The 24,065-nt window shown below is 69.8% G+C and carries 25 protein-coding genes; 13 read left to right on the top strand and 12 right to left on the bottom strand.

The features are described 5' to 3' along the window. Positions 1 to 26: 26 nt before the first annotated feature. Entirely contained in the window at positions 27 to 1,241 is a 1,215-nt protein-coding gene (locus tag AC3ETA_RS01595) for a sialidase family protein (RefSeq protein WP_432190975.1), read from the top strand. Here the strand turns inward: AC3ETA_RS01595 and AC3ETA_RS01590 are convergent. The 6 genes from AC3ETA_RS01590 to AC3ETA_RS01565 form a co-directional block, all read right to left on the bottom strand. Then, a complete protein-coding gene (locus tag AC3ETA_RS01590) occupies positions 1,238 to 2,170 on the bottom strand; it encodes a dihydrodipicolinate synthase family protein (protein WP_432190974.1) in 933 nt (310 codons plus the stop codon). The genes AC3ETA_RS01595 and AC3ETA_RS01590 overlap by 4 nt on opposite strands. Positions 2,171 to 2,172: 2 nt before the next feature. After that, a complete protein-coding gene (locus AC3ETA_RS01585) occupies positions 2,173 to 3,180 on the bottom strand; it encodes an oligopeptide/dipeptide ABC transporter ATP-binding protein (protein ID WP_432191058.1) in 1,008 nt (335 codons plus the stop codon). A gap of 89 nt (positions 3,181 to 3,269) precedes the next feature. Then, the gene (locus AC3ETA_RS01580; RefSeq protein ID WP_432190973.1) at positions 3,270 to 5,258 is read right to left on the bottom strand and encodes a dipeptide/oligopeptide/nickel ABC transporter permease/ATP-binding protein; all 1,989 of its coding nucleotides are present in this window, start codon (positions 5,256 to 5,258) and stop codon (positions 3,270 to 3,272) included. Further along, positions 5,255 to 6,214 carry an ABC transporter permease gene (locus tag AC3ETA_RS01575; RefSeq protein WP_432190972.1) on the bottom strand — a complete coding sequence of 320 codons (960 nt, stop codon included), beginning with the start codon at positions 6,212 to 6,214 and terminating at the stop codon, positions 5,255 to 5,257. The genes AC3ETA_RS01580 and AC3ETA_RS01575 overlap by 4 nt, the downstream gene beginning before the upstream one ends. A gap of 10 nt (positions 6,215 to 6,224) precedes the next feature. Continuing rightward, the gene (locus AC3ETA_RS01570) at positions 6,225 to 7,853 is read right to left on the bottom strand and encodes an ABC transporter substrate-binding protein (RefSeq protein ID WP_432190971.1); all 1,629 of its coding nucleotides are present in this window, start codon (positions 7,851 to 7,853) and stop codon (positions 6,225 to 6,227) included. A gap of 171 nt (positions 7,854 to 8,024) precedes the next feature. After that, positions 8,025 to 8,183: a hypothetical protein gene (locus AC3ETA_RS01565; RefSeq protein ID WP_432190970.1), complete on the bottom strand. Its 159-nt coding sequence runs from the start codon at positions 8,181 to 8,183 to the stop codon at positions 8,025 to 8,027. Here AC3ETA_RS01565 and AC3ETA_RS01560 point away from each other — a divergent pair. The 4 genes from AC3ETA_RS01560 to AC3ETA_RS01545 all read left to right on the top strand — a co-directional run bounded on the left by AC3ETA_RS01560 (position 8,182) and on the right by AC3ETA_RS01545 (position 12,426). Then, positions 8,182 to 8,916 carry a FadR/GntR family transcriptional regulator gene (locus AC3ETA_RS01560; protein ID WP_432190969.1) on the top strand — a complete coding sequence of 245 codons (735 nt, stop codon included), beginning with the start codon at positions 8,182 to 8,184 and terminating at the stop codon, positions 8,914 to 8,916. The genes AC3ETA_RS01565 and AC3ETA_RS01560 overlap by 2 nt on opposite strands. A 71-nt stretch (positions 8,917 to 8,987) precedes the next feature. Further along, the gene (locus AC3ETA_RS01555; RefSeq protein ID WP_432190968.1) at positions 8,988 to 9,398 is read left to right on the top strand and encodes a VOC family protein; all 411 of its coding nucleotides are present in this window, start codon (positions 8,988 to 8,990) and stop codon (positions 9,396 to 9,398) included. 67 nt (positions 9,399 to 9,465) lie between these two features. Continuing rightward, positions 9,466 to 11,829: an ATP-binding cassette domain-containing protein gene (locus tag AC3ETA_RS01550; RefSeq protein WP_432190967.1), complete on the top strand. Its 2,364-nt coding sequence runs from the start codon at positions 9,466 to 9,468 to the stop codon at positions 11,827 to 11,829. 180 nt (positions 11,830 to 12,009) lie between these two features. Next, the gene (locus AC3ETA_RS01545; protein ID WP_432191057.1) at positions 12,010 to 12,426 is read left to right on the top strand and encodes a helix-turn-helix transcriptional regulator; all 417 of its coding nucleotides are present in this window, start codon (positions 12,010 to 12,012) and stop codon (positions 12,424 to 12,426) included. A gap of 67 nt (positions 12,427 to 12,493) precedes the next feature. Here AC3ETA_RS01545 and AC3ETA_RS01540 read toward each other — a convergent pair whose 3' ends face one another. The 4 genes from AC3ETA_RS01540 to AC3ETA_RS01525 form a co-directional block, all read right to left on the bottom strand. Beyond that, positions 12,494 to 13,420, bottom strand: coding sequence for a hypothetical protein (locus AC3ETA_RS01540; protein WP_432190966.1), 927 nt, complete (start codon positions 13,418 to 13,420; stop codon positions 12,494 to 12,496). Further along, entirely contained in the window at positions 13,417 to 13,941 is a 525-nt protein-coding gene (locus AC3ETA_RS01535; RefSeq protein WP_432190965.1) for a SigE family RNA polymerase sigma factor, read from the bottom strand. Before AC3ETA_RS01535 ends, AC3ETA_RS01540 begins: the two co-directional genes overlap by 4 nt. 58 nt (positions 13,942 to 13,999) lie before the next feature. Beyond that, entirely contained in the window at positions 14,000 to 14,860 is an 861-nt protein-coding gene (gene bla, locus AC3ETA_RS01530) for a class A beta-lactamase (RefSeq protein ID WP_432191056.1), read from the bottom strand. A 349-nt stretch (positions 14,861 to 15,209) separates the two neighbouring features. Beyond that, positions 15,210 to 15,656 (bottom strand): GNAT family N-acetyltransferase, encoded by a 447-nt coding sequence (locus tag AC3ETA_RS01525; protein WP_256224998.1) that lies wholly within the window; start codon positions 15,654 to 15,656, stop codon positions 15,210 to 15,212. 324 nt (positions 15,657 to 15,980) lie between these two features. Between AC3ETA_RS01525 and AC3ETA_RS01520 the strand changes: the two genes are divergently transcribed. The 6 genes from AC3ETA_RS01520 to AC3ETA_RS01495 all read left to right on the top strand — a co-directional run bounded on the left by AC3ETA_RS01520 (position 15,981) and on the right by AC3ETA_RS01495 (position 22,519). After that, on the top strand, positions 15,981 to 16,730 hold the full coding sequence (locus tag AC3ETA_RS01520) for an SCO2525 family SAM-dependent methyltransferase (protein ID WP_432191055.1): 750 nt from the start codon (positions 15,981 to 15,983) through the stop codon (positions 16,728 to 16,730). Between the two features lie 85 nt (positions 16,731 to 16,815). Then, complete coding sequence (locus tag AC3ETA_RS01515) at positions 16,816 to 18,666, top strand: SCO2524 family protein (protein WP_432190964.1); 1,851 nt, start codon at positions 16,816 to 16,818, stop codon at positions 18,664 to 18,666. A gap of 3 nt (positions 18,667 to 18,669) precedes the next feature. Next, complete coding sequence (locus tag AC3ETA_RS01510; protein WP_125526061.1) at positions 18,670 to 19,587, top strand: SCO2523 family variant P-loop protein; 918 nt, start codon at positions 18,670 to 18,672, stop codon at positions 19,585 to 19,587. Beyond that, positions 19,584 to 20,564, top strand: a complete 981-nt coding sequence (locus AC3ETA_RS01505) for an SCO2522 family protein (protein ID WP_432190963.1) — start codon at positions 19,584 to 19,586, stop codon at positions 20,562 to 20,564. The genes AC3ETA_RS01510 and AC3ETA_RS01505 overlap by 4 nt, the downstream gene beginning before the upstream one ends. 1 nt (position 20,565) lies before the next feature. Beyond that, positions 20,566 to 21,540 carry an SCO2521 family protein gene (locus AC3ETA_RS01500; protein ID WP_432190962.1) on the top strand — a complete coding sequence of 325 codons (975 nt, stop codon included), beginning with the start codon at positions 20,566 to 20,568 and terminating at the stop codon, positions 21,538 to 21,540. A 154-nt stretch (positions 21,541 to 21,694) separates the two neighbouring features. Continuing rightward, on the top strand, positions 21,695 to 22,519 hold the full coding sequence (locus AC3ETA_RS01495) for a DUF6879 family protein (RefSeq protein WP_432190961.1): 825 nt from the start codon (positions 21,695 to 21,697) through the stop codon (positions 22,517 to 22,519). Here the strand turns inward: AC3ETA_RS01495 and AC3ETA_RS01490 are convergent. Continuing rightward, positions 22,503 to 22,700 carry a DUF397 domain-containing protein gene (locus AC3ETA_RS01490; protein WP_432190960.1) on the bottom strand — a complete coding sequence of 66 codons (198 nt, stop codon included), beginning with the start codon at positions 22,698 to 22,700 and terminating at the stop codon, positions 22,503 to 22,505. The genes AC3ETA_RS01495 and AC3ETA_RS01490 overlap by 17 nt on opposite strands. Then, entirely contained in the window at positions 22,682 to 23,515 is an 834-nt protein-coding gene (locus tag AC3ETA_RS01485) for a helix-turn-helix domain-containing protein (protein WP_432190959.1), read from the bottom strand. The genes AC3ETA_RS01490 and AC3ETA_RS01485 overlap by 19 nt, the downstream gene beginning before the upstream one ends. Before the next feature lie 114 nt (positions 23,516 to 23,629). Here AC3ETA_RS01485 and AC3ETA_RS01480 point away from each other — a divergent pair, with 114 nt between their 5' ends. After that, complete coding sequence (locus AC3ETA_RS01480; RefSeq protein ID WP_432191054.1) at positions 23,630 to 23,836, top strand: hypothetical protein; 207 nt, start codon at positions 23,630 to 23,632, stop codon at positions 23,834 to 23,836. After that, a complete protein-coding gene (locus tag AC3ETA_RS01475; RefSeq protein WP_432190958.1) occupies positions 23,833 to 24,048 on the top strand; it encodes a hypothetical protein in 216 nt (71 codons plus the stop codon). Before AC3ETA_RS01480 ends, AC3ETA_RS01475 begins: the two co-directional genes overlap by 4 nt. Positions 24,049 to 24,065 lie beyond the last annotated feature (17 nt).

Below are 24,065 nucleotides of genomic sequence, written 5' to 3'. Positions count from 1 at the left end.
GTCTGACCCTCCGTCAAGGGAGCTCGATGACCCTCCTGAGCCGCACACTCCTGGCCACCGCAGTACTCCTGACCACCCCGCTCACCACCGCGGGCACCGCCTCGGCGGCCCCCGGCTGCACGTCCTCCGTCCCGTACGTCTCGGGCGAGGGCGGCTACGACACGTACCGCATCCCGGCGACGGTCACGACCGCGCGGGGCACGGTGCTGGCCTTCGCCGAGGGCCGGCACGACGGGGCCGGTGACACCGGCGACATCGATGTCGTGCTCAGACGGTCCCTGGACGGCGGCTGCACCTGGGGACCGGTCGCGGTGGTCGCCGCCGGGGACGGGGACACGCGGGGCAATCCGGCGCCGGTGGTGGACCCGCTCACTGGCGCGGTCGTGCTGGTCACCTCCTACAACAGCGGGAATGTGACGGAGGCGCAGATCATGCGGGGCGAGGCGACGGCGGAGCAGAGCCGCCGGGTGTTCGTGCAGCGCAGCACGGACGACGGGCGGAGCTTCGGCTCGCCGCGCGATGTCACGGGGGACGTGAAGCCCGCGAACTGGCGCTGGTACGCGACCGGCCCCGGGCACGCGATCGCGCTCCGGCACGGCAGGCACGCCGGGCGGCTGGTGGTCCCCTCGAACCACTCGGTGGCCCCGCCCGCGGGGTCGGGCGACACCGGGCAGGAGGCCAGGTACTACGGCGCCCACGCCATCTACAGCGACGACGGCGGGCGTACGTGGCAGACGGGCTTCGTGGACGAGACCTACGACGGCTACAGCAACGCCAACGAGTCCACCGCCGCCGAACTCCCCGACGGCAGGGTGTACTTCAACTCCCGCGACCAGAACGGCACGAGCGCGGGCAACCGCCTCGACAGCGTCTCCAGCGACGGCGGCGAGAGTCTGGACCGGCCGTACACGATCCAGCCCTCGCTGAACGACGTGCCGGTGGTCGAGGGCAGCGTTCTCCAACTCCCGGGCGCCGGGGCCCCGTTGCTGTTCTCCGGCCCGTCCGTGCCCACCGCCCGGCAGTCGATGGCCGTGTGGCGCAGCACGAACGGCGGGGCGACCTTCACCAAGGTACTGACGCTGTCGCAGAAGCGGGCGGCGTACTCCGACCTGGTGCGGCTCGACGGGCAGACGGTCGGGCTGCTGTACGAGACGGGACAGTCGGGCACCTACGAGACGATCGAGTTCCGCCGCCTGCCGGTGACCGATCTGAGCCAGCGGCCACCGAAGCGCAGGCTCTAGAGCAACCCCGCGCCGGCCAGGAACTTCCCCACCCGTTCGACCTCATCCGGCGACAGCGGCACCTGGGGCTCCGCCGTCGCCGGGCAGTCGATGACGCCCCGCAGGTGCAGCGCCGCCTTGAACGCGCCCAGCGCGGAGGAGCTGCCGCCCATCCGCTCGGGGTCGCCGACGGTCACCATGCCGAACAGGGCGCACAACCGTTCCTGCTCCGTGCGGGCCGACTCCCGGTCGCCGCAGCGGTACAGGCGGTCGAGGCGGACGTAGCCCGCCGGGTCGACGTTGGCCAGGCCCGGCACCGCCCCGTCGGCGCCGACCGCCAGGGCCGCGTCGACGATGAGCTCGGAGCCGGTCAGCACGCTGAAGCCCTTGAGGTCGGGCCGGTTGCGGACACCCATGACGACCTCGCGGAAACCGGCCAGATCACCGCTGGAGTCCTTCAGGCCCGCCAGCACCCCCTCGGCCGCCAGGTCCAGGACCACCTCGGCGGGCAGCTTGCTGTGCACCCCGGACGGCAGGTCGTAGGCGATGACCGGGACCGGGCAGGCCCTCGCGATCAGCCGGTAGTGGTGGGCGATCTCGGCGGGGTGGGTGCGCGCGTAGAACGGGGCCGTCGCCACCACGGCGTCCGCGCCGGCCTCCGTGACCTGCCGTACGTGGTCCAGGACCCGGGGCGTCGTCATGTCGATCACACCCGCCAGGACCGGGAGCCGGCCGGCGGCGTGCCGTACGGCCGTGTCCACCACCAGCCGCCGCTGCCGGTCCGTCAGATACGCCACCTCCGACGTCGAGCCGAGCACGAACAGGCCGTGCACCCCGCCCTCCGTCAGATGGTCGATCAGCCTGCGCAGTGACGGGACGTCCACCTCGCGGTCCGGTGTCAGGGGCGTGCAGACGGGCGGGACGACACCGGTGAGCGGGGTGGGGATCATGGTCAGGGCTCCCTGGAACTGTGGCTCTGTCGTACGAGGTCGCGGGTGGCCTCGCCCTCCTGCACCGGATGGTGACACCTGTAACGGTGCGCGGGGCTCGACGCGGCCGAGAACTCCGGCATCACGTCCGCACATACCCCGTCCGCCTTCCAGCACCTGGTCCGGAAGGGGCATCCGCTGGGCGGCCGGGTGGCCGACGGGACCGGCCCGGCCAGCGGGATCGGGTCGACCGGGTCCAGCAGGCCCGGGGTCGCGGAGAACAGGGCGCGGGTGTACGGGTGCCGGGAGCCGTCGGTGACGCCGGCCGCCGGGGCCTCCTCGACGATCCGGCCCAGATACATCGTGATCACCCGGTCGCTCATCCGCCGCACCGTCTGGATGTCGTGCGAGACGAAGACCAGGGCCAGGCCGAGGCGCTCCTTCAGGTCCAGCAGGAGGTTCAGGATCTGGGCGCGCACCGACACGTCCAGCGCGCTCGTCGGCTCGTCCGCCACCACCAGGCCGGGGTCCAGGGCCAGCGCGCGGGCGATGGCGACGCGCTGGCGCTGACCGCCCGACAGCTGGCCGGGCAGGGCTTCGGCCAGGGCGCGGGGCAGACCCACCAGGGCCATCAGCTCGCGCACCCGGTCCTCGCGCTCGCGCTTGGTGCCGCGTTCGTGCACGTCCAGCGGGTCCCGCAGTATCTGCCGGACCGGCAGCCGGCGGTTCAGGGCCGTGGAGGGGTCCTGGAAGATCATGCCCGTGCCGGCGCCCACGGCCGTCCTGCGCTCGGCCGGTGTCATGGCCCACAGGTCACGCCCCCGGAACGCCACGCTCCCCGACGTCGGCCGCTCCACCCCGACCAGCACCTTCGCCAGCGTCGACTTGCCGCACCCCGACTCCCCGACCACGCCCACCGTCTCGCCGGGCGCGATGGTGAGGTCGGCGCCGGTCAGGGCGTACACCTTGTCCCGGGTGAACAGCCCGCCGCTGCGCGCCTTGTGCACGACGTGCGCGTCGGACAGCGTCACCAGCGCGTTCGGGTCGACCGGGCCCGCGGTCACCTCGCCCACGGTCACGTCACCGGTGCTCTCATCATCCGCGTTCGTCCCGATCGCGCTCATGTCACCGCCTCGCTCTCGGAGCGGTCCGTCGGGGCCAGGAGGATCGCCGGGTGATGACAGGCCGCCGTGTGCGTCGCCGTCCCCGCCAGGGCGGGCGCGGTCGTACGGCACACCTCGCTCGCCAGCGGGCAGCGGTCCGCGAAGCGGCAGCCCGCGGGGAAGTCGGCGGGGGAGGGGACGACGCCCTTGATCTGCGTCATCCGCTCCTGCGCCGACTCCAGCGACAGCACGCTGCCGAGCAGCCCCCGCGTGTAGTGGTGCGCCGGAGCCTCCACCAGGTCGGCGGTCACGCCGGTCTCCACGATCTGGCCGCCGTACATCACGACCACCCGGTCGGTGACGTCCGAGATCAGCGCGAGGTCGTGCGAGACCAGGATCAGGGCGAAGCCCAGCTCCTCCCGCAGCCGCAGCAGCAGCTCCATGATCTGCGCCTGCACGGTGACGTCCAGCGCGGTCGTCGGCTCGTCGGCGACGATCAGCTTCGGGTCCCGGGACAGGGCCATCGCGATCAGCACGCGCTGGCGCTGGCCGCCGGAGAGCTCGTGCGGATAGCTGCGCAGGGTGCGTTCGGGGTCGAGTCCGACGAGGGTGAGCAGCTCGTGCGGGCTGCGCCGGCCGCCGCGGCGTACGACCTGCCGCAGCTGCGAGCGGATCGTCATCGCCGGGTTCAGGGACGACAGGGCGTCCTGGTAGATCATCGCCATCTCGTGGCCCAGCAGCTTGCGGCGCACCCGCATCGGCTCGCCCACCAACTGCCGCTGGTTGAAGCGGACGTGGCCGCGCACCCGGGCGCCCTTCGGCTCCAGGCCCATCACCGCGAGCGCGGTCAGCGACTTCCCGCAGCCGGACTCGCCGACCAGGCCGAGGACCTCGCCGGGCTGCACCTCGAAGCTGATGCCGTCGACGATGTCCACGCCGGTGTGCCGGCCCTCGAAGCCGATGGCCAGGTTCTCCACCGCGAGCACCGGCAGCCGTCCCCCGGGCAGCGGCCGGGCCCGTGACCGCAGCCGGGCCGCCGCCTCCGTGAGCCCGGGCAGCTGCAGCACCTCGCCGCTGCCCGGCTGCGGTGCCTCCAGGTGGTCGTGCTGTTCCTTCACGTCGACCTCGCGCGCGGACGGCGCCGCCCACGCGTCCGAGACGCCCTCGGAGAGGATGTTCAGCGACAGGACGGTCACCAGCATCAGCAGCCCGGGGAAGACGGTCGCCCACCAGCCGCCGGTCAGGACCATGTTCTTGCCGTCCGCGATGACGCTGCCCCAGGACGGGTCCGGCGGCCGCACGCCCGCGCCGATGAAGGACAGCGACGCCTCGAAGACGATCGCCTCCGCCACCTGCACGGTGCAGAACACCAGCACCGGGGCGGCGCAGTTGATCGCCACGTGCTTGATGACGATGTGCGGGGTGCGGGCGCCGATGACCCGTTCCGCCGTCACATAGTCCTCGCCGTACTGGTCGAGGACGTTCGCCCGGACCACCCGGGCCACGGGCGGTGTGAACAGGAAGGCGATCGCGCAGATCAGGACGGTGATGCCGCCGCCGAAGACCGCGACGAGCACCGCGGCCAGCGCGATGCCCGGAAACGCCATCACCACGTCCAGACAGCGCATCAGCGTCTCGTCGACCGCCTTGCGCGAGGTCGCCGCCACGGCGCCGATCAGGGCGCCGACGACGAGCGCGAGCGCGGTCGCGCCGAGCCCGATCGCCAGCGACCAGCGAGCCCCGTACATCAGCCGGCTCAGGATGTCCCGGCCGAGGCTGTCCTGGCCCATCCAGTGCTCCGCGGACGGGTGCCCGGTGCCGTCGACCGGCGGCTGCTGGTCGAGCGGGTCGTGCGGGGCGAGCAGCGGTGCGAACAGCGCCACCGCGACGACGACGGCCAGGAAGCAGACGGCCACCTTCGACAGCGCCGGCAGCTTGCGCCAGCCGCGCAGCCGGATGCCGGGCCGGGACAGCCCCTCGGCCAGACGCTTGCGGTTGAACGTCATGTCGCCTCCCGCAGCCGCGGGTTGACCAGCAGATACAGGATGTCGATGACGAGGTTGACGACGACGAAGCCGATCGCCGTGGTGAGGACGACGCCCTGGACCACGGCCGGGTCACCGTTCTTCACCGCGTCGATCATCAGCTTCCCCATGCCCGGCAGGGAGAAGATCGTCTCGATGACGACCGCGCCGCCCAGCAGATAGCCGACCCGCAGACCGAGCACGGTCAGCGGGTTGATCAGGGCGTTGCGGAGCACGTTCCGGCCGACGACCACTCGCGGCGGCAGGCCGCTGCCGATCGCCGTGCGGACGTAGTCCTTGTCGAGCTCCTCCACCACCGACGTGCGCACGATCCGGGTCAGCTGCGCCGCCACCGGCAGCGACAGCGCGAGGGCGGGCAGGGTCATCGTCTTCAGCCAGCCGGTGAAGGAGTCGGCCGGATTGATGTAGCCGCCGGTCGGGAACCAGCCGAGGTCGACGGCGAGGTACTGGATCATCAGCAGCGCCAGCCAGAAGCCGGGGGCGGCGACCCCGGTGAGCGAGACGACGCGGACGATCTGGTCGGGCAGCCGGTCGCGGTAGATGGCCGCGGTGACGCCGCCGACCAGCGACAGGACGACCGCGATGCCGAGCCCCAGGAAGGTGAGCTGGATGGTCAGCGGCAGCGCGGTCATCACCTGGTCGACGACCGGCGCCCGGGTCAGGGCGCTGGTGCCCATGTCGCCGTGGACCAGGTCGCCGATGAAGGCGACGTAGCGGACGGGCAGGGGATCCAGCAGGCCGTTCTGCTCGCGGAAGTCGTGCAACTGCTGCGGCGTCGGGTTGGCGCCCTGGAAGAACGCGGACGCCGGGTCGACGTCCGAGAACCGCATGACCAGGAACACGAACAGCACGATGCCCAGCATCAGCGGCACGAGCAGCAGAACGCGCCTGGCCAGGATCCGGACGACGGTGATCACTCGGTGACTCCTAGGCCCACTTGGCCTGGAGGAGGTTGATGCCGGGGTACGGCTGTGCCCTTATCCCGGTGAGCTCCTTCGGGTTCCACGCGGTCATCAGCTCGTTGTGGACGACCGGGTAGAGGACGGCCTGCTCGGCGACGATGTCGATGTAGTCCTGGACCATCGTCTTCTTCTTCTCGGCGTCCGGCTCCCGGGTCGCCCGGTCCATGTCCTTGAACAGCGCCTTGGCGACGGAGTTGTCGGCCCACCGCGTGTACTGCATCCACAGGTTCTCGGGCCCGTAGTTGTAATGCATGATCAGATCGGCGTCGAGGCCGAACTGGTTGGGGTTCGAGGCGGCGGCGACGACCTGGTAGTCCTGCTTCTGGTCCATCTTGGTGAAGACGGCCGTCGTCTCCTGCGGGGACAGGGTCGTCTGCACGCCGATCGCGTCCCAGGACGCCTTGATGGTCGGCAGGCAGTCCACGATCCAGCTGACGTTCACCGCGAGGATCTCGATCCTCAGCCCGCTGACCCCGGCCTGCCTCAGCAGCGCCTTCGCCTTGTCCGGGTCGTGGTCGTAGACCGTCCTGGCGGGCCGGAAGCTGGGGTTGGACCGGTTCAGGAAGGACGACGACGGCTTCCCGTGCCCCTTGAGCGCGACCTCGATCATCTTGCCGGTGTCGATGGCGTAGTGCAGGGCCTGGCGGACCCGGACGTCGTCGAAGGGCTTGTGCTCGGTGTTGAACATCAGGAACAGGTTGTTCATCCCGGCGCCGCCCGCGACCGTCAGCCCGCCGCTCTGAAGCTGCCCGATGTTGGCGTACGGGATGTTGTCGGCGATCTGCGCGCCCGCGCTGGCCCCCGAGATCCTGGCCACGCGCGGTGCCGCGTCCACGATGGTCAGCCAGTTCATCTTCTTGAAGGCCGCCTTGCGCGGGCCGTTGTAGTCCGGATACGCCTCGAAGGTGGTGTTGGACTTCGGGTGGTGCGCGGCCTGCATGTACGGCCCCGACCCGATCGCCTTGCCCTTGATGGCCTCGTCCCACGCGCCCGGCTGCGCGAACACGTGCTTCGGCATGATCTTGGCGAGGGTGAGCCGCGAGAGCCCGTCCGGGAAGGGGAACTTCAGCACCAGCTCGACGTTCTGCGCGTCGATCTTGCGCACTTCCTTCAGCCAGCTGACGAAGAAGCCCTTGGCGAGGGTCTGGGTCTTCGGGTCGAGGATCCGGTCGAAGACGAAGACCACGTCGTCGGCGGTGACCGGCTTGCCGTCGTGGAACCTGGCGCCGGCGCGCAGGGTGAACTTCCACGACGTGGCGTTCGGGTCGGCCGGCACCTGGGTGGCGAGCGCGGCGTACGGCTCACGGGAGATGGGGTCGGTGTCGAGGAGGCCCTCGTAGATGTGGTTGTTGGCGGCCATGCAGAAGGCGGACGCCGTCTGGGTGGGGTCCCAGCTGCCGTCGTTGCCGTAGCCGATCACCGCGGTGAGGGTCCGGTTCGCGCCACCGCCCCCACCGGTCTCGTTGGTGGACTGGGGCCCCGACGAGCAGGCCGACAGCGACGCGGAGACGGCGGCGGCCGCGCCCAGCGCGCCGGTGTACTTCAGGAACGACCGGCGGTGCAGCGCCGGCACGTCGTGGGTCACGTCGCGCACGGTTCCTCCAGCTGGTGCTCGGAATGTCTGAGGAGATACGACGTCCTACGTCCTGACGGTCAGCGCGACCATAGGTGGGGCGCTGTGGGCGGTCAAGGGATCTCACGCGAATGGCGCATCTGCCACAGGTCGGACCAATGGTGCTGGGAAATGGCGCGAGTTGACCCTCCGTCAGAGGCGTTCACGGGAGACATGGGACGTGGGACGTCCGGGTGCGCGTACGATGCGCCGCATGCCCGGGCAGCCCAGGAACAGTCGTACGTCCGAGGAGTCCAGGAACAGTCGTACGTCCGAGGAGTCCAGGAACAGCCGGATCCAGCGCCAGGTCATGCAGCTGATCATCGACCGCAGGCTGCAGGCGGGCGCCCTGCTGCCCACCGAGGCCGAGCTGATGGAGGACCTCGGCGTCAGCCGCAACTCCGTGCGCGAGGCGCTGAAGGCGCTCCAGGCCCTCGACATCGTGGAGATCAGGCACGGCTACGGGACGTATGTCGGCCGGGCCTCGCTCACCCCGCTGATCGACGGGCTGACCTTCCGCACGCTCGCCCGGCACGACCACGACACCGGCGCGCTCGCCGAGATCCTCCAGGTACGGGAGGTGCTGGAGGAGGGGCTGATCCGGCGGGTGGCGGCGACGGTCGGCGAGGCCGAACTGGACCGGCTGGAAGCGGTCGTGTCCCGGATGGAGGCGGCGGGGCGGTCCGGGCGGCCCTTTCCGGAGCTGGACCGCGAGTTCCACGAGCTGCTCTACGCCTCCCTCGGCAACGACCTGGTGCCGCAGCTCCTCGCGGCGTTCTGGACGGTCTTCCGCCGCGTGAACGGCGCCCGCGGCCGCCCCGACGACCCGTCGCCCGAGGTGACCGCCCGCTGGCACCGCGACATCCTCACCGCTCTGCGAGAGGGCGACGGCGAGGGCGCGCAGCGGGCGATGGCGGTCCATTTCCGGGGGATCGAGGCGCGGGCGGGGCGGGATTCTCCAGCCCGTCCGGCGTTTGAGGACGAGGCACGTTCAAGGCGGAAGCGGGGGCCGGGGGCGGCAGCCCCCGGAGAAGGGGACGGGTAGGGGCGACGGGGGCGAGGAAGGCGTCAGGAATCGAGAAGCGCCGCCACCGTGCCCCGGCTAGCGTGACCGGCATGGACATCAGCATTCACGCCAGTTTCCTCCCGCACGACGACCCGGACGCCTCCCTGGCCTTCTACCGCGACGCCCTCGGCTTCGAGGTGCGCACCGACGTCGGCCAGGGCAAGATGCGCTGGATCACGGTGGGCCCGGCCGGCCGGCCCGGCACGTCCATCCTGCTCGCGCCGCCCGCCGCGGACCCCGGCGTCACCGACGACGAGCGCCGCGTCATCGCCGAGATGATGGCCAAGGGCACCTATGGCTGGATCCTGCTGGCCACCGGGAACGTCGACGACACCTTCGAGAAGGTGCAGGCGAGCGGCGCCGAGGTCGTCCAGGAGCCCACCGACCAGCCGTACGGCATCCGCGACTGTGCCTTCCGCGACCCCGCGGGCAACCTGGTCCGTATCCAGGAGCGGGGCTGAGCTCCCACCCTGAGCCCCCGCCCTCACCGGCAACGTTCCCGACCGAGTTGCAGATGGAGACTTCACGATGACCGAGCCGCACGTTGCCGACAGCCACGAACTGATCCGGGTGCACGGTGCCCGGGAGAACAACCTCAAGGACGTCAGCATCGAGATCCCCAAACGCCGGCTGACGGTGTTCACCGGGGTCTCGGGCTCGGGCAAGAGCTCGCTGGTGTTCGACACGATCGCCGCCGAGTCGCAGCGGCTGATCAACGAGACGTACAGCGCGTTCCTGCAAGGGTTCATGCCGAACCTCGCGCGGCCCGAGGTCGACGTCCTGGACGGCCTGACCACCGCCATCACCGTCGACCAGCAGCGCATGGGCTCCGACCCGCGCTCCACCGTCGGCACCGCCACCGACGCCAACGCGATGCTGCGGATCCTCTTCAGCCGGCTCGGCGAGCCGCACATCGGCCCGCCCGCCGCGTACTCCTTCAACGTCGCCTCGGTCTCGGCACAGGGCGGCTTCACCGTCGACCGGGGCGCCGACAGGACCAAGACCGAGAAGGTCTCCTTCAGCCGCACCGGCGGCATGTGCACCCACTGCGAGGGCCGGGGCCGGGTCTCCGACATCGACCTCACCCAGCTCTACGACGACTCCAAGTCGCTGTCCGAGGACCCGTTCACCATCCCCACCTACACGGGGGACGGGTGGGTCGTGCGGGTCATCGCCGAGTCGGGCTTCTTCGACAAGGAGAAGCCGATCGCGAAGTACACCAAGAAGGAGCGGCACGACTTCCTCTACCGCGAGCCGACCAAGGTCAAGATCAACGGGGTCAACCTCACCTACGAGGGTCTGATCCCCAAGCTCCAGAAGACCTTCCTGTCCAAGGACCGCGAGTCGATGCAGCCGCACATCCGGGCCTTCGTGGACCGGGCGGTCACCTTCGCCGAGTGTCCCGACTGCGGCGGTACCCGGCTCAGCGAGCAGGCCCGCTCCTCGAAGATCGGCAAGGTCGGCATCGCCGACGCCTGCGCGATGGAGATCCGAGACCTCGCCGAGTGGGTCCGCGGCCTCAAGGCGCCGTCGGTCGCGCCGCTGCTCGCCAAGCTCCAGCACAGCCTCGACTCGTTCGTGGAGATCGGCCTCGGCTATCTCTCCCTGGACCGGGCCTCGGGCACGCTGTCCGGCGGTGAGGCGCAGCGCACCAAGATGATCCGCCACCTGGGCTCTTCGCTCACCGACGTCACGTACGTCTTCGACGAGCCCACCATCGGTCTGCACCCGCACGACATCCAGCGGATGAACAACCTGCTGCTGCGCCTGCGGGACAAGGGCAACACGGTGCTCGTGGTCGAGCACAAGCCGGAGACGATCGCCATCGCCGACCATGTCGTGGACCTCGGCCCCGGCGCGGGCACCGCCGGCGGCACCGTCTGCTTCGAGGGCACCCTCGACGGGCTGCGGGCCTCCGGCACCGTCACCGGGCGCCACCTCGACGACCGGGCCAAGCTCAAGGAGACGGTCCGCGAGGCCACCGGAAAGCTGTCCATCCGCGGCGCCACCGCGAACAACCTCCAGGACGTCGACGTCGACATCCCGCTCGGCGTGCTCTGTGTCGTCACCGGCGTCGCCGGCTCCGGCAAGAGCTCGCTCGTGCACGGCTCCATCCCGGCGCCGGAAGGCGTCGTCTCGGTCGACCAGACGCCGATCCGCGGCTCGCGGCGCAGCAACCCGGCGACGTACACCGGGCTGCTGGAGCCGATCCGCAAGGCGTTCGCCAAGGCCAACGGGGTCAAGCCGGCCCTGTTCAGCGCCAACTCCGAGGGCGCCTGCCCGACCTGCAACGGCGCCGGGGTCATCTACACCGACCTGGCGATCATGCAGTCCGTCGCCACGGCCTGCGAGGACTGCGAGGGCAAGCGGTTCGACGCGTCGGTGCTGGAGTACCACTTCGGCGGGCGGGACATCAGCGAGGTGCTCGCGATGTCGGTGACCGAGGCGGAGGAGTTCTTCCGCGACGGCGAGGCACGCATCCCGGCCGCGCACAAGATCGTCGAGCGGATGCGGGACGTCGGGCTCGGCTACCTCACCCTCGGCCAGCCGCTGACCACGCTGTCCGGTGGTGAGCGGCAGCGGCTGAAGCTGGCCGTGCACATGGCCGACAAGGGCGGGGTGTACATCCTCGACGAGCCGACGACCGGTCTGCACCTGGCCGACGTCGAGCAGCTGCTCGGGCTGCTGGACCGGCTCGTGGAGTCCGGCAAGTCGGTGATCGTCATCGAGCACCACCAGGCCGTCATGGCGCACGCCGACTGGATCATCGACCTCGGTCCCGGTGCCGGTCACGACGGCGGCCGGATCGTCTTCGAGGGCACCCCCGCCGACCTCGTCGCCGAGCGCTCCACCCTCACCGGTGAGCACCTCGCGGCGTACGTCGGCGGCTGAGCGGCGATGTGCACGGAGGCCGCACCGGTGCTGGCCCTCCTCTCGTCCCGCTCCCGCCGGGCGCGGGAGTGGACGAGGCGGGAGGCGGCCCGGGAGGATACGGGTGTGGGATCCGGCCGATCGACGTCCGAGGAACAGCGCCTGAGCACGCTCGTGGCGCTGCGCCGCGTCCGTGACCGGATGGACCGGGAGTACGCCCAGCCGCTGGACGTCGAGGCGCTGGCGCGGGGCGTGCACATGTCGGCAGGCCACCTCAGCCGCGAGTTCCGGGCCGCGTACGGCGAGTCGCCGTACAGCTACCTGATGACCCGGCGCATCGAGCGGGCCATGGCGCTGCTGCGCCGCGGCGACCGCAGCGTCACCGAGGTGTGCTTCGAGGTCGGCTGTTCGTCGCTGGGCACCTTCAGCACCCGCTTCACGGAGCTGGTCGGCATGTCGCCCAGCGCCTACCGGCGGCAGGAGGCGGACGCGACGGACGGGATGCCGTCGTGCGTGGCGAAGCAGGTGACCAGGCCGCTCAGGAACCGGCCGGCGCCGTTCAGCCTCGCGGCCGCGGTCAACGGAGTGGTGCCGGACGACGGGCAGCGCCCGGCATGACGACGGGTCGGGGGCGCCGTCCCCGGTGCGGCGCCCCCGACCCGTCGGTGCCATGCGCGCGGTGGCGCTACGGCAGGGTCCGCTCGTAGTACCCGTCCTCGTCGGAGTCGTAGATCAACTTGCCGGCGGCGTCGTAACCCTTGATGTGCGGTGCCAGGGTGACCTGCTGCTTCAGGACGCCGGACGCCACGAACCGGCCGTGGTCGACGGTGGCCTCCGCGTCGGAGTCGCCGTAGGCGACCGTCACCCTCGCCACCGACGGCTTGACCGTCCCCACCACACCCCAACGGAACGGCAGCTTCCACTTCCCGCGGTCGAGGAACGACTGCTGGTAGAGCTTGCCCCCGTTGGGGTTGACCAGCACCGGCCCCTCGTCCGGGATGATGCCGCTCTCGTCGGTGAAGGCGCTGATGCCCTGGGTCACGCCGTCCTTGAGGTCGCAGATCAGATACGACTGCTCAGGGGTGTCCGTCGCCGCGACCACGTACATGCCGTCACCCGGGGCGTTGGAGTCGCCGGTGCTGCGCATCGCCAGCACGATCGCGTACTCGTCCGCCGGGTCGAGGCCCGCCCCGCCCGGTGAGCGGTTGTTCGACAGCTCGGAGTCCAGGCAGTTCGCCAGCCCGTCCGCCGCCTGCTCGGCCGTGATCCCGTCGAACAGCTGCCCCTCGACGGCCGGCGGCGTGGTCCCGCCCGGCGTCGGCGAGGGGCTCCGCGAGGCACTGGCCGAGGGCGTCGGGGACGCGGCCGTGCTCGTGCCCGGCCCGCCGCCGCTCAGCGCGTACGCACCGACCGGCATCGCCGCCAGCGTCACCAGCGCCGCCCCGGCCGCGGCCACCCGGCGCCGCCGCTCGGCCACACCGCGCCTGCGGATCGCCGGATACGGCGCCGGCGAGGGCCGGATCGTGTACGCGTCCTCGGCGAGCAGCTCCCTCAACTGCTTCTCGAAGTCCCGCTCGCCGTCCGCTTCCTGCCGCCGCTCGTCGTCGTTCACCTGCTGCCTCCCTGCCCGGACGGCGTCATCCGGGCGAGCCCCGGACACGCACGCAACTTCGCCAGTCCCTTGGACGCCTGGCTCTTGACCGTGCCGACGGAGCAGCCGAGCACATCGGCGACCTCCGACTCCGACAGGTCCTCCCAGTAGCGCATGACCACCACCGCCCGCTGTTTGGGCGGCAGTTGGGCGAGCGCGCCGATGAGCGCACCGCGCTCGTCCACGCCCGCGTAGCCCTGGTCGCGCCCCGCCACGTCGGGCGGCGCGGCCGTCAGCGCCTCGGCCACCCGTCGTTTGCGGAACCGGTCGCTGTTGCAGCTGACCAGCATCCGCCGGACGTAGGCCTCCGGACTGTCGGCACGCGCCACCCGCCGCCATGAGCGGTACGCCTTCGCCAGCGCCGTCTGCGTCAGGTCCTCGGCGTGGTGCGTGTCACCGGTGAGGAGATACGCGGTCCGCACCAGGTGGGACCACCGCGCCCTGACGAACTCCTGGAACTGGGCCTCTTGTTCGGCCTGCATCAAGCACCCTCCCTCGCCCTCCAGACCACCGGAGGGGAGGAATCGGTTGCCCGGTGGGTCAGACGAGGGTCTCGGCGAGCAGCTTCGCCGTCTCCACGATCAGGGCGTGGTCGTACGCGGCGTCCCGCTCGGGCAGCGTCGTCTGGACCGCCAGGACGAGCGGGGTGCCGTCCTCGGTCCAGGCGATGCCCACGTCGTTGTTGGCGCCGTAGAAGCCGCCGCCGGTCTTGTCGGCGATCGCCCAGGTCGGGGGCAGGCCCGCGCGGAAGCGGTTGACGCTGGTGGTGTTGTTCAGCAGCCAGTGCGTGAGCAGGTCGCGGTCGCGGTGGTTCAGGGCGTCGCCGAGGACCAGCCGGGCGTAGCTGCGGCCGATCGCGCGCGGGCTCGTGGTGTCCGTGACGCGCCACGGCTCCGCCGAGTTGAGCTCGGTCTCCCAGCGGTCGAGGCGGGTCACCCGGTCGCCGAGCGAGCGGGCGAAGCGGGTGACGGCGGTGGGGCCGCCGAGTTCGCGCAGCAGCAGGTTGCCGGCCGTGTTGTCGCTGAACCGGATGGCCACGTCGGCCAGTTCACCGACGGTCATGCCGGTGGCCAGGTTCTCCTCGGTCTTGTCGGAGTTGGCCACCAGGTCGGCCTCCGTGTAGTGGATCCGCTTGGCGAGCACCTCGCCGTGCCGGTCCAGGTCGCGCAGGACGGCCGCGGCGGCCAGGGTCTTGAACACCGAACAGATCGGGAAGAGTTCGTCGGCGCGGTGGGTGACGGTCCTCCTCGTACGGACGTTGTACGCGAACACGCCCAGCCGGGCGCCGTGCTGCCGCTCCAGTGCGCGCAGGCGGTCGGTGGTGGCGTGGGCGGGTGCGCCGGTGAGGAGCGCTGCGGCGGTGGCGGTGCCTGCGGTGAGCAGGGTGCGTCGGCCTAGGATCTCGGTCTCCTTCGCTCGTTTTCGTCAGACGGATGGCGGCGATCTCGTCAGACGGATGGTGACGATCTCGTCCGACGGTGGTGACGATCTCTTCAGTGATCGACGCCGTACGCCATTCCTTGGTTGCCGTGTCGTAGACCATCGGCCGACAGCCGACGGCGCCCGCGCTCGCCACAGCGGCCGGATGGAGAACACCAAGGGCATCCGCAGGGCCCGGTTTCTCGCGGGGGCGGCAATGCTGCCGCCGAGGCCGCCGAGGCCGCCGAACGCGGGCTGCACGTCTGGCTCCAGCCGACCCTCGGGGACGGCGAGCTCCCCGATCCACCCCGGGGATCACCCCCTGCCCGCCCTACGCCGAACCCAACCCCAGCACCATGATGATCCGGTCCTCGCCGGGCCCCAGATAGTCCCGGTGCACGCCGCCGTCGGTGCCGAACCCCAGGGTGCGGTACAGCATGATCGCCGCCGCGTTGGTCGGCTCGACCGTCAGCCGCACCTCGTGCACCCGCTCCCTGCGCAGCTGCCGCAGCACCTCCAGCATCAGCCGTTTGCCCAGCCCGCGCCCGCGCTGGTCGGCGCTGACGGCCAGGCTCAGCACCCAGCACACATAGCCGTCCGACGTGGTCACGAAGAGGACATAGCCGTGCAGGTACTCCCCGTCGTCGAGGACCAGGATCCGGTCGCCGTGCACGTCGATGTGCTGGCGCAGCACGAAATACGGGTACGGGTCCTCGGGGAAGACCTCGCGGTCGACCCGGAGGAGTTCGGGCAGGTCCGTATCGGTGACGCCCCTCATGGTCAGCGGCCGATCGCTGCTGTCGGCGAGAAACGCCTGATCAGCGCGGCGACCCAGAAGAGGGAAACGTTCCTCCGGTACAGCCATCAACTGCCCCCTATGTGATGGAATGGTGTCACTCGTGCGGGTGAGCACCCGTTGCCCGCCGTTTCAGGCGCTCAGTTGGAGATCCGCCCATCTTGAGCAGCGGCAATCCGGCGGTTCAAGAGTGCGGCAAGAGTGAGAGAGCGCTTTGCCTCGACGCGCTCCCAGTGCGCCTTCCTTTGGTACCGTGAGTGAATGACCCAGAGATCGTCGGGGGGCGTCCAGTTGAAGAACGCTGAGGTGCGCTGGGCGGCATTCGACCCGATCGCCTACGTTGATCACAACTACCGCGACTTACAGGCAGAGGACGCGGAGATCCTGCATATGCTGCGGGACCATTTCGGCGATCATTTCCGGAAGCGAGGCAGCGGCCCCGTCTCCGGTATCGATGTGGGTGCCGGCGCCAATCTCTATCCCGCTCTGTCCATGATGCCGTGGTGCGACGAGATCACGCTCTTCGAGCGATCGCCCGCCAACGTCGGCTACCTCAGAAGCCAGATCCAGTCCTACGACCGCAACTGGGACCAGTTCTGGAGCGCCCTGTGCAAGCACGAGGCGTACAACTCCCTCGGTGCGGACCCGCGTGAGCGGTTCGCCAAGGTCGTCTCGGTCGAGCAGGGCGACCTCTTCGACCTCGCGCGGTACGAGCGGCAGTGGTCCATGGGGACCATGTTCTTCGTCGCCGAGTCCATGACCACCTCCCACCAGGAGTTCCGCCTCGGCGTCGAGCGTTTCATGTGCGCCCTGGCCCCGGGTGCGCCCTTCGCGGCGGCCTTCATGGAACATTCCAAGGGCTATCACGCGGGTGAGCATTTCTTCCCGGCCTGTGACGTGGGAGAATCCGAGGTGCGCGCGAGCCTTGAGACATTCGCGGGCGACTTCAAGGTCCAACGGCTCGAATCCGCGGCCGAAGTGCGTGACGGGTATTCCGGAATGATCGTCGCCTACGGGTGGCGCAGCGATTCGGACTCGATCATTCCGATCGACTGATCGGTGAATTTTCACAGTGAGTTTTCACAACAGAAGAGGGATATTCCTCAACTGATGGCAGGGCGGCCTGTGTGAGGGGCATGGGATGCAGATCAAGCCACGCCAGCATCTGCTGGACATCTGGCAGGGAATCGCTCGCCACTCTTTCGACGGGGGAGAGTGGGAATGGGGCGAATGGGGCGGAGAGAGCAGTGTGGCCGACGCCGAGCGGCTGCTCTGCCTGCTGTACCCGGCAACCGAGATCCCCGCGTTCCGGCTGGACGACCCGGACACCACACAGGAGGACGTGCAGCAGGTCCTGAAGAAGGCCGGCGGACGGCTGGACATCCCGGCCAACCTCGTGAGCGCCGCCGCCGACTTCATGCGCACCCACACCGGTGACGACAAGCGGCCCACCTTCGCCGGCGGCTACTACTTCGGCTCGGCGGACAAGAAGAAGGAAGTCACCGAGGAACAACGCCAGTTGGGCGTGGTCGACTCCTTCTCCATGTCGATCACCCTGTGCCTGGCGACCCTCGGCTTCCTCAAGGTCTACGAGACCAGAACCCGGCGCAGCGACGTCCGGGACAGCATCGCCGAACTGCGCCAGGCCACCAGCAACCGGCTGACCGCCGCCATGGTGAGCCTGCTGCGCGCCTTCGTCGTCAACGTCTTCGACACCGACTCCTCGCAGGGCCGCACGCTCACCGAACTCCTCGGCCAGGGGCGGCTGTCGCAGCGCCAGGTGCTGAACATGTTCCAGAGCCGGTTCCGCGCGCTGCGCGCGGCGATCGTCGAGAGCGTGTACCTCGGCATCGACGTCCAGGAGGGCCTCAAGGACGAGAACCAGCTGTTCGAGTGCGGCTGGGCCTGGAGCATGGTCAAGGACTCGCCCGAGGTCGAGACGACGGAACCGGTCGGACCGCAGCCCGAGGGCGTCGCCAACCCGGTGCCGTACCTGTACTTCACCGTGGTCGCCCTCGACGGTATCCAGGACCTCTTCTCCGACCGCACTCTCACCCTCGGCCTGCTCAACAACGAACAGCAGCGGCTCGCCGAGGCGCTCCGCCTGCGGTGGGAACTGACCCAGCAGTACTGGTCCCGCATCGCCCGCTTCGACGACGACCGCTGGCCCCTGGAGGACATCCCCTGGCGTACGACGGGACAGAAGCTGGAGTCGGAATACTTCTCCCTCTCCGTCGCCGCCATCCTCGTGCACGACCTGATGCGCCGCCGGGCCACCGACGACGACCTCACCCGCACCGTCGGCATCATGGAGCGCCTCGCCGAGCGCGGCCGCATCACCAGCCGCATGACCCGCGACGACCCGATGGTGCACCAGCTGCACAACGTCGGCGTCGCCCTGCCGCTGCAGGGCAGCGAGCGCCTCGGACCGCCCATGACCTGGGCCATGACCGACTTCTCGGCCCAGCTGCTGAAGCGGACCGTCCAGCTGTGCACCCTGTCCCGCAACCTCGGCTCGCACGACCGGCTGCTGCGGCTCTCCGAGGACATCTTCGACCACATGTGGCGCCGCCGTATCCGGGACGGCGAGGGCACCGGACTGTGGGACAACGTGCACGCCGCCTATCCCGAGGCGGAGATCCACAAACGGCGCGTACCGGTGTCCTGGAGCATCACCGAGCGGGTCACCGAGGTGATGGTGCAGGCCCACGCCATGTACCGGCAGCCGCCGATCCGCAGCCTCGAACTCACCGACCTCGCAAGGGCGTTGCTCAGTGAGTCCGCGCACCTGCTGGGCAACGAACAGATGGAACCCGCGCCCTCGGACGCCGGCCGGCACGGCATGCAGCTCAGGAACATCGAGGTCAAGCTGCGCCGGGCCCGCAGCCTCGTGGACGAACAGCCGGGTACCGCCTACGCGTTGACGCTCGACGTGCTGGGACAGCTCGACTCGCTCGCCCGCGCCCGCGAAGCCGCGGACCGGGGAGTGTGAACCGTGCTGATCTTCGCCGCCTCCGACAAAGGAGGCACGGGCCGCTCCGTCACGAGCGCCAACCTCGCCTACCACCGCGCGATGGCCGGGGACGACGTCTGCTACCTGGACTTCGACTTCGGCTCACCCACCGCGGCGGCTGTCTTCGACGTGGGTGACGCCCGTCAGGCCACCGAGGACCGCGGACTGCACGCCTACCTCATAGGAGAGGTCAGCGAACCGGCCCGGATCGACGTGTGGGCCGAGACGGAGCACCAGGTGCTGCGGTTCCCGCCGCCGGGCAGCGGACGTCTGGTGCTGATGCCGGGTGACGTCAGCGGCGGCGAGTTCGCCACCAGCGACGACAACCTGCGCCGCTGCGTCGACCTGCTGATGACGCTGTACTACGAGTTCGACCTGGTGATCGTCGACCTCAGCGCCGGCCGCTCCTATGCCGTCGACATGGTCCTGGAGGCCACCGCACAGACCGAGATGAGCGAGGTCACCGCCCGCTGGCTGGTCTTCCACCGCTGGACCCGCCAGCATGTCGGGGCCGCCGCGAGCCTGGTGTTCGGCAAGCGCGGCATCGTCGCGGGCGGGGTCGAGCGCGGCCACGGCGAGGACGCGCTGCGCAACTCGATCCGCTTCGTGCGCGCCGCCGTACCCGACCCCGAGTCGCCGCTGTGGTCGCAGGTCTCGCCCACCCAGTCCGCCTGGATGCGCAAGACCGACGGAGACCTCAAGCAGCTCGCCTCCACCCACGGCATCGGCTACAGCCAGGTCCTCGGCTCGGTACCGCTCGAACCGGTCCTCCAGTGGCGTGAGCAGCTCATCACCGACGAGGACGTGCTCGACAGCCAGATCGCCAACCAGGAGACCTGGCAGGCGCTCAGCCAGCTCGCAGGCCGCCTGACCGACGACAAGTACTGGGAGCAGGTGTGAGCGAGGCCGTGTTCCAGGAGACCACCGCGGAGCGGCGCACCCAGTCCGTTCCGCTGGCCCACCTGTCGCTGGAGCTGGGCCACCTGTACATGGAGGACTTCGAGGCGGGCCCCAAGCGGCTGGCCGAGCACTTCGCCGAGGTGCGGATCTGGGTGGACGCCGTGCGCGCCTCGGCGGCCCGCCGCAGCAAGCGGCCGCGGATCAGCACCTGCTTCCTGATCGACGACTACTTCACGCGCTTCTCCACCCCTGCCGAGCTGATCCCGATGGTGCTCAAGGAGGCCGAGAAGGCGGGCCTGGTCATCGACTACCTCGCCCGCGAGTCGGCGTGCGCGGTCGCGGAACGTGTCGAAATCGCGGAATCTGTCATGCACCGGCTGGTGGAGTCACCGCCGCCGGGGAGCTACGGCTCCCGGCCGTCCGTCAGTCACTCCGGCTGGCTCGCCAACGGCCAGCGCACACCGTCGACTTCACGCAGCGCCCTGGGCGAGGTCAAGGGCTGGGCGGCGCCCCAGGAGACCGCGGCCCGCAACCACTCCATCTTCATGGACGTGGAGCTCTGGTCCGAGAAGGACGGCAAACGGCTGTGGTCCTGCCCGTTCCTCGCCGCCGTATGGCAGCTCGCGCGGCTCGGCCTGTTACGCAACCTCGGCGAGCCCGTGCTGCCACCGACCCAGTGGGAGGGCGCGGAGTTCCCCCAGGACTGGGACCGGCTCCCGCCGCTGATCAGGCTCACCGACACCAAGGCGGCCTTCAGCGCGTACCGCACCTGCTCCCTGGTGCCGAACCGCTTCCTCGCCGTCGAGGACGCCGTACGGCTCATCCTGGACCAGATAGACGTCGACGCCGGGGCCCTCCAGCAGGTCGCCGAGCGGTCCGCCGGCGAGGGGATGCCGGTTCCCGCGGCGGTCGCACAGCGCGCCACCTACGTCTTCTACGAGGAGCCCGGCGACTCCTTTGAGGCTGAGGGGACCTGAGATGACGGCGGCCTTCGGACAACCCGCGCGTTCGGTCCTCGCCTGCGGCGAGGTGCGCACCTGTCTGCTGCCGTCCCATCAGGCGATGGACGGCCGGGCCGCCGCCCAGCTGCTCAGGCTGCGGGCCGACGAACACGTCCGGGTCTCCGAGCGGCCGTCCATGTACGCCCTGTCGCCCGAGGTCCTGACCGGTGTGGACTGCCGGCTGCCCGCCTCCAACGGCTCCAAGGTCCGGGCCGTCGGTACGGTGGCCGCCCGCGCGTCGCTGACCGAGGGCCGGCTGCTGCAGTCGACGGCGTACTTCAGCCTCCCGGCCTCCGGCCCCGACATACGCCGCCCCTGGGGGCAGTATCTGGTCCGCCCCGGTCTGGTCGAGCCCTTCGGCAAGCTGCCCCAACAGGCCACCGCCGAGGGCGTGCTGCAGGGCGCGCGACGCGGTGAGCTCGACCTCGGGATGATCGCCGAGGGGCTGCTGGCCGAGCTGCGCCGTCATCCGCTGCTCGACCGCCGGGTGCCCTTCAAGTCCAGCCCCACGAGGCTGCGTTGGGTCGCCCGGCGCACCTCCGACGGGGAGCGGGCGTCCCTGGTGAACTTCACCCTCGCCGAGGGCGGGCTGCGGACCATGGAACTACGGCTGCCGGAGCACGTTCCGGCGGCATCGGCGGCGGGCATTTGCGAAGATCTCGCCCTGCACGACTGGCTTTTGACGACTGTTCAGCACATGCTTGACAACAGCCGGCTCGGTACGGCGGACGGGCCCTCGGTGGTCGAGACGCTGCAACCGGTCGTCGTACATCTGCTGCATCTGTGGATGCCGCGCGCGCACGTGGACCCGGCGCTGGGTCACCTGTGGGACGTGCTGGAGGAGAAACCGGGGTTCTCCCGCCAGTGGGAGAACCTGAGCCGGCGCATCCGAGACCGACTGGCCCTCCAGGCCGTGGCGACGCCGCACCAAGCGCTCACCGACGCGCGCTGAGGGGCCGCAACCCAACCAGAAACCCGACGGGGGATGAGAAATGAGCGGAGCGTCGTTAGGAACCGGCAACAACGGGCGAGTCGCCCCACGAGTGCAGAACGCGGGCAGGTCGAAGGTCCTGCTCAGAGTGCTGGTCGCGGGCGTCGTCGGCGCTGTGACATTCCTCCTGAGCGGTCTGCTGAACCAGCAGGACGACAACCTGTGGGAGTGGACGATGTCCATCGTCCTCGGTTGCGCGGTGCTGATCGTGCAGTACCTGGTGGACTTCGGGGAGCGGTTCGAGAAGGTCGACCAGGGCTTCGCCGAGATCCTCGCCGCCACGGAGCTCTTCAGCCAGGTGGACGGTTCGGTCCTGCGCTCCGAGGAGGTGACCCGGCTGGTCCTCGGCTACACCAAGGTCCGTGAGCAGGGCGGCGACATCATGCAGGCCTTCGCGGAGAAGGAACTCGGACGCCTCGCCAAGATGATGGAAGGTCTCGGCAGCGGCAGTGCGGACTGCCCCGGCGAGAACCACGAGTGGCTGATCGACATCACCGACTGCGTCAAGATGACCCTCGACGCCACCAGTACCTCGGTGGACCGGGAGTTCTGGAACAGCGGGCCGGCCGAGCGGTACCTCGCCGCGCAGGAGAAGGCGATCAAGCGGCGCGGCGTGGAGATCCGGCGGCTGTTCATCGTGCGGGACCCCGACGAGGTCACGCCCGAACTCAGGGCGCTGTGCGACAGCCATCGCAGGCGAGGCATCGACGCACGCATCGCGGTGCGGTCACTGATGGAGTCCAGCCCCAGGGTGAGCGACTTCATCGTCTTCGACGGCGAACTCTGCCACGAGACCAAGCCGGACCAGGAGAACAACCCGGACAGCACGTTGCTGAATGCCGAACCGGACCACATCGAGGACCACATCACCCAGTTCACCGAGCTGTGGGCGGAGGCGGAACGTCAGCAGACGGCTCCGCGGGTCACCTCAGACACGTGAGGAACCTGTCCCAGGCGTGAGCGGAAACGAGGAGTACGGGGCTGTCCGAGGCGAGTTTGGAGTCTCGGACAGGGATGACGCCGGGGACTCCGTCGGCTATCTCCAGGCAGTCCTCCCCACCGTCGCCGCCACTGTAGGTGCTCTTGCGCCACTGGGCGTTGCTCAGGTCGTACTCGCGCATCGTCTGTAGTCCTCCGCTGCCGACTCGATCAGGGCGAGGGATGCCTCCCGCGAGAGCGCGGTGGCCCTGACCAGATCGTAAGACGCTCGGACTCGCTTCACCACAGCCGGGTCGTCCAGCAGATTCCCCGAAAACATGCCCTCTGTATAGACAGTTGGTGGGGCATCATCGAACTCCATCATCTTCAACATCTTGCCCATGGCCGGGTGCGCTCCGGCAGCGAACGGCAGCACCTGCACCAGTACCTTGCGCTCCCGCATCAGCGTCGCGATGTGGTCCAGCTGGTGCGCCATGACTCGTGAGCTGCCGACCGGGACGCGCAGGGCTGCCTCGTGCAGCACCGCCCAGTACACGGGCCGCGCTGCGTCCTTGAGGATCCGCGTCCGGTCCACGCGGCCCCTGAGCAAGTCCTCGATGTACTCGTCCGCGGCCAGCGGATTGCTCGCCAGGAACACCGCCCGCGCGTAGTCCGGCGTCTGCAGAAGCCCCGGGATCACCATCGGCGCGTACTCGCAGATCTCCGTCGCGAGGCGTTCCAGTTCCGCCACATGCGCGAAGTACTCGGTATAGGGCTGCTCCTTGATGAGCTTTCGCCAGAGTCGCTCGAAAATACCGTCGGTTTGCAGGGACTCGTCAATCCGCTGAGCCACGTCCAATTGCGGCTTTCGAATTGCCTGTTCGAACTGGCCGATGTATCCACCGGAGACAAATACCCGGGAACCCAGTTCCACCTGAGTGATACCCGCGTTCTCCCGGCGCCGTTTCAGCTCCGCTCCGAAGAACTCCCACGCCGCCTGACGCGAACCGTTGGCCATGGCCAACCCCCTTGTACTGCCCCGCACTTGTAGGGCACAGACTCCTGCCGAGTGTAGGCATCGCAGGTCACCATGGAGATGGAAAGCGTGAAACCCGAATTCGAGGGGAGTCAGGTGACGGCACGACACTCGGCGCGCTGCGTCGAAGAAGCGGAGGATGCGGTGAAGGAATTGCGGGCGGTGCTGGAGAAGGCAGGAATTACGCTTCCGACACTCCGGATCGATCCGGCAAGTCTTGCGCGTGAAGCTCCGTGCCCGCTCGTCGAATTGGGCCGTTGTTCCGTGGAGACCGTGAGGCGTCTCGCCGCGGTGCTGCGATGAAGCCACCCATCGGGTCGTACGTGATCGACACTCGTTCGGGTCGGATCGGGGTCGTGATGGGACACGAGGGGCCGTACGTCCAGCTGAGACCGTACGGGGGAGGCAAGGAGTGGGACGCCGACCCGGCGGCCGTACGCAACGCGACGCCCGCCGAGCGGCTGCGCGCCGCGACGGCGTACGCGAACGCACGCAGCAGGGGTGAGGTTCCTTGACGTAGGCGGGTGCGCAT

Source organism: Streptomyces sp. bgisy027 (assembly GCF_057710365.1).
The sequence above is the reverse complement of the archived record's forward strand: the minus strand, read 5'-3'. Positions and strand labels throughout refer to the sequence as shown.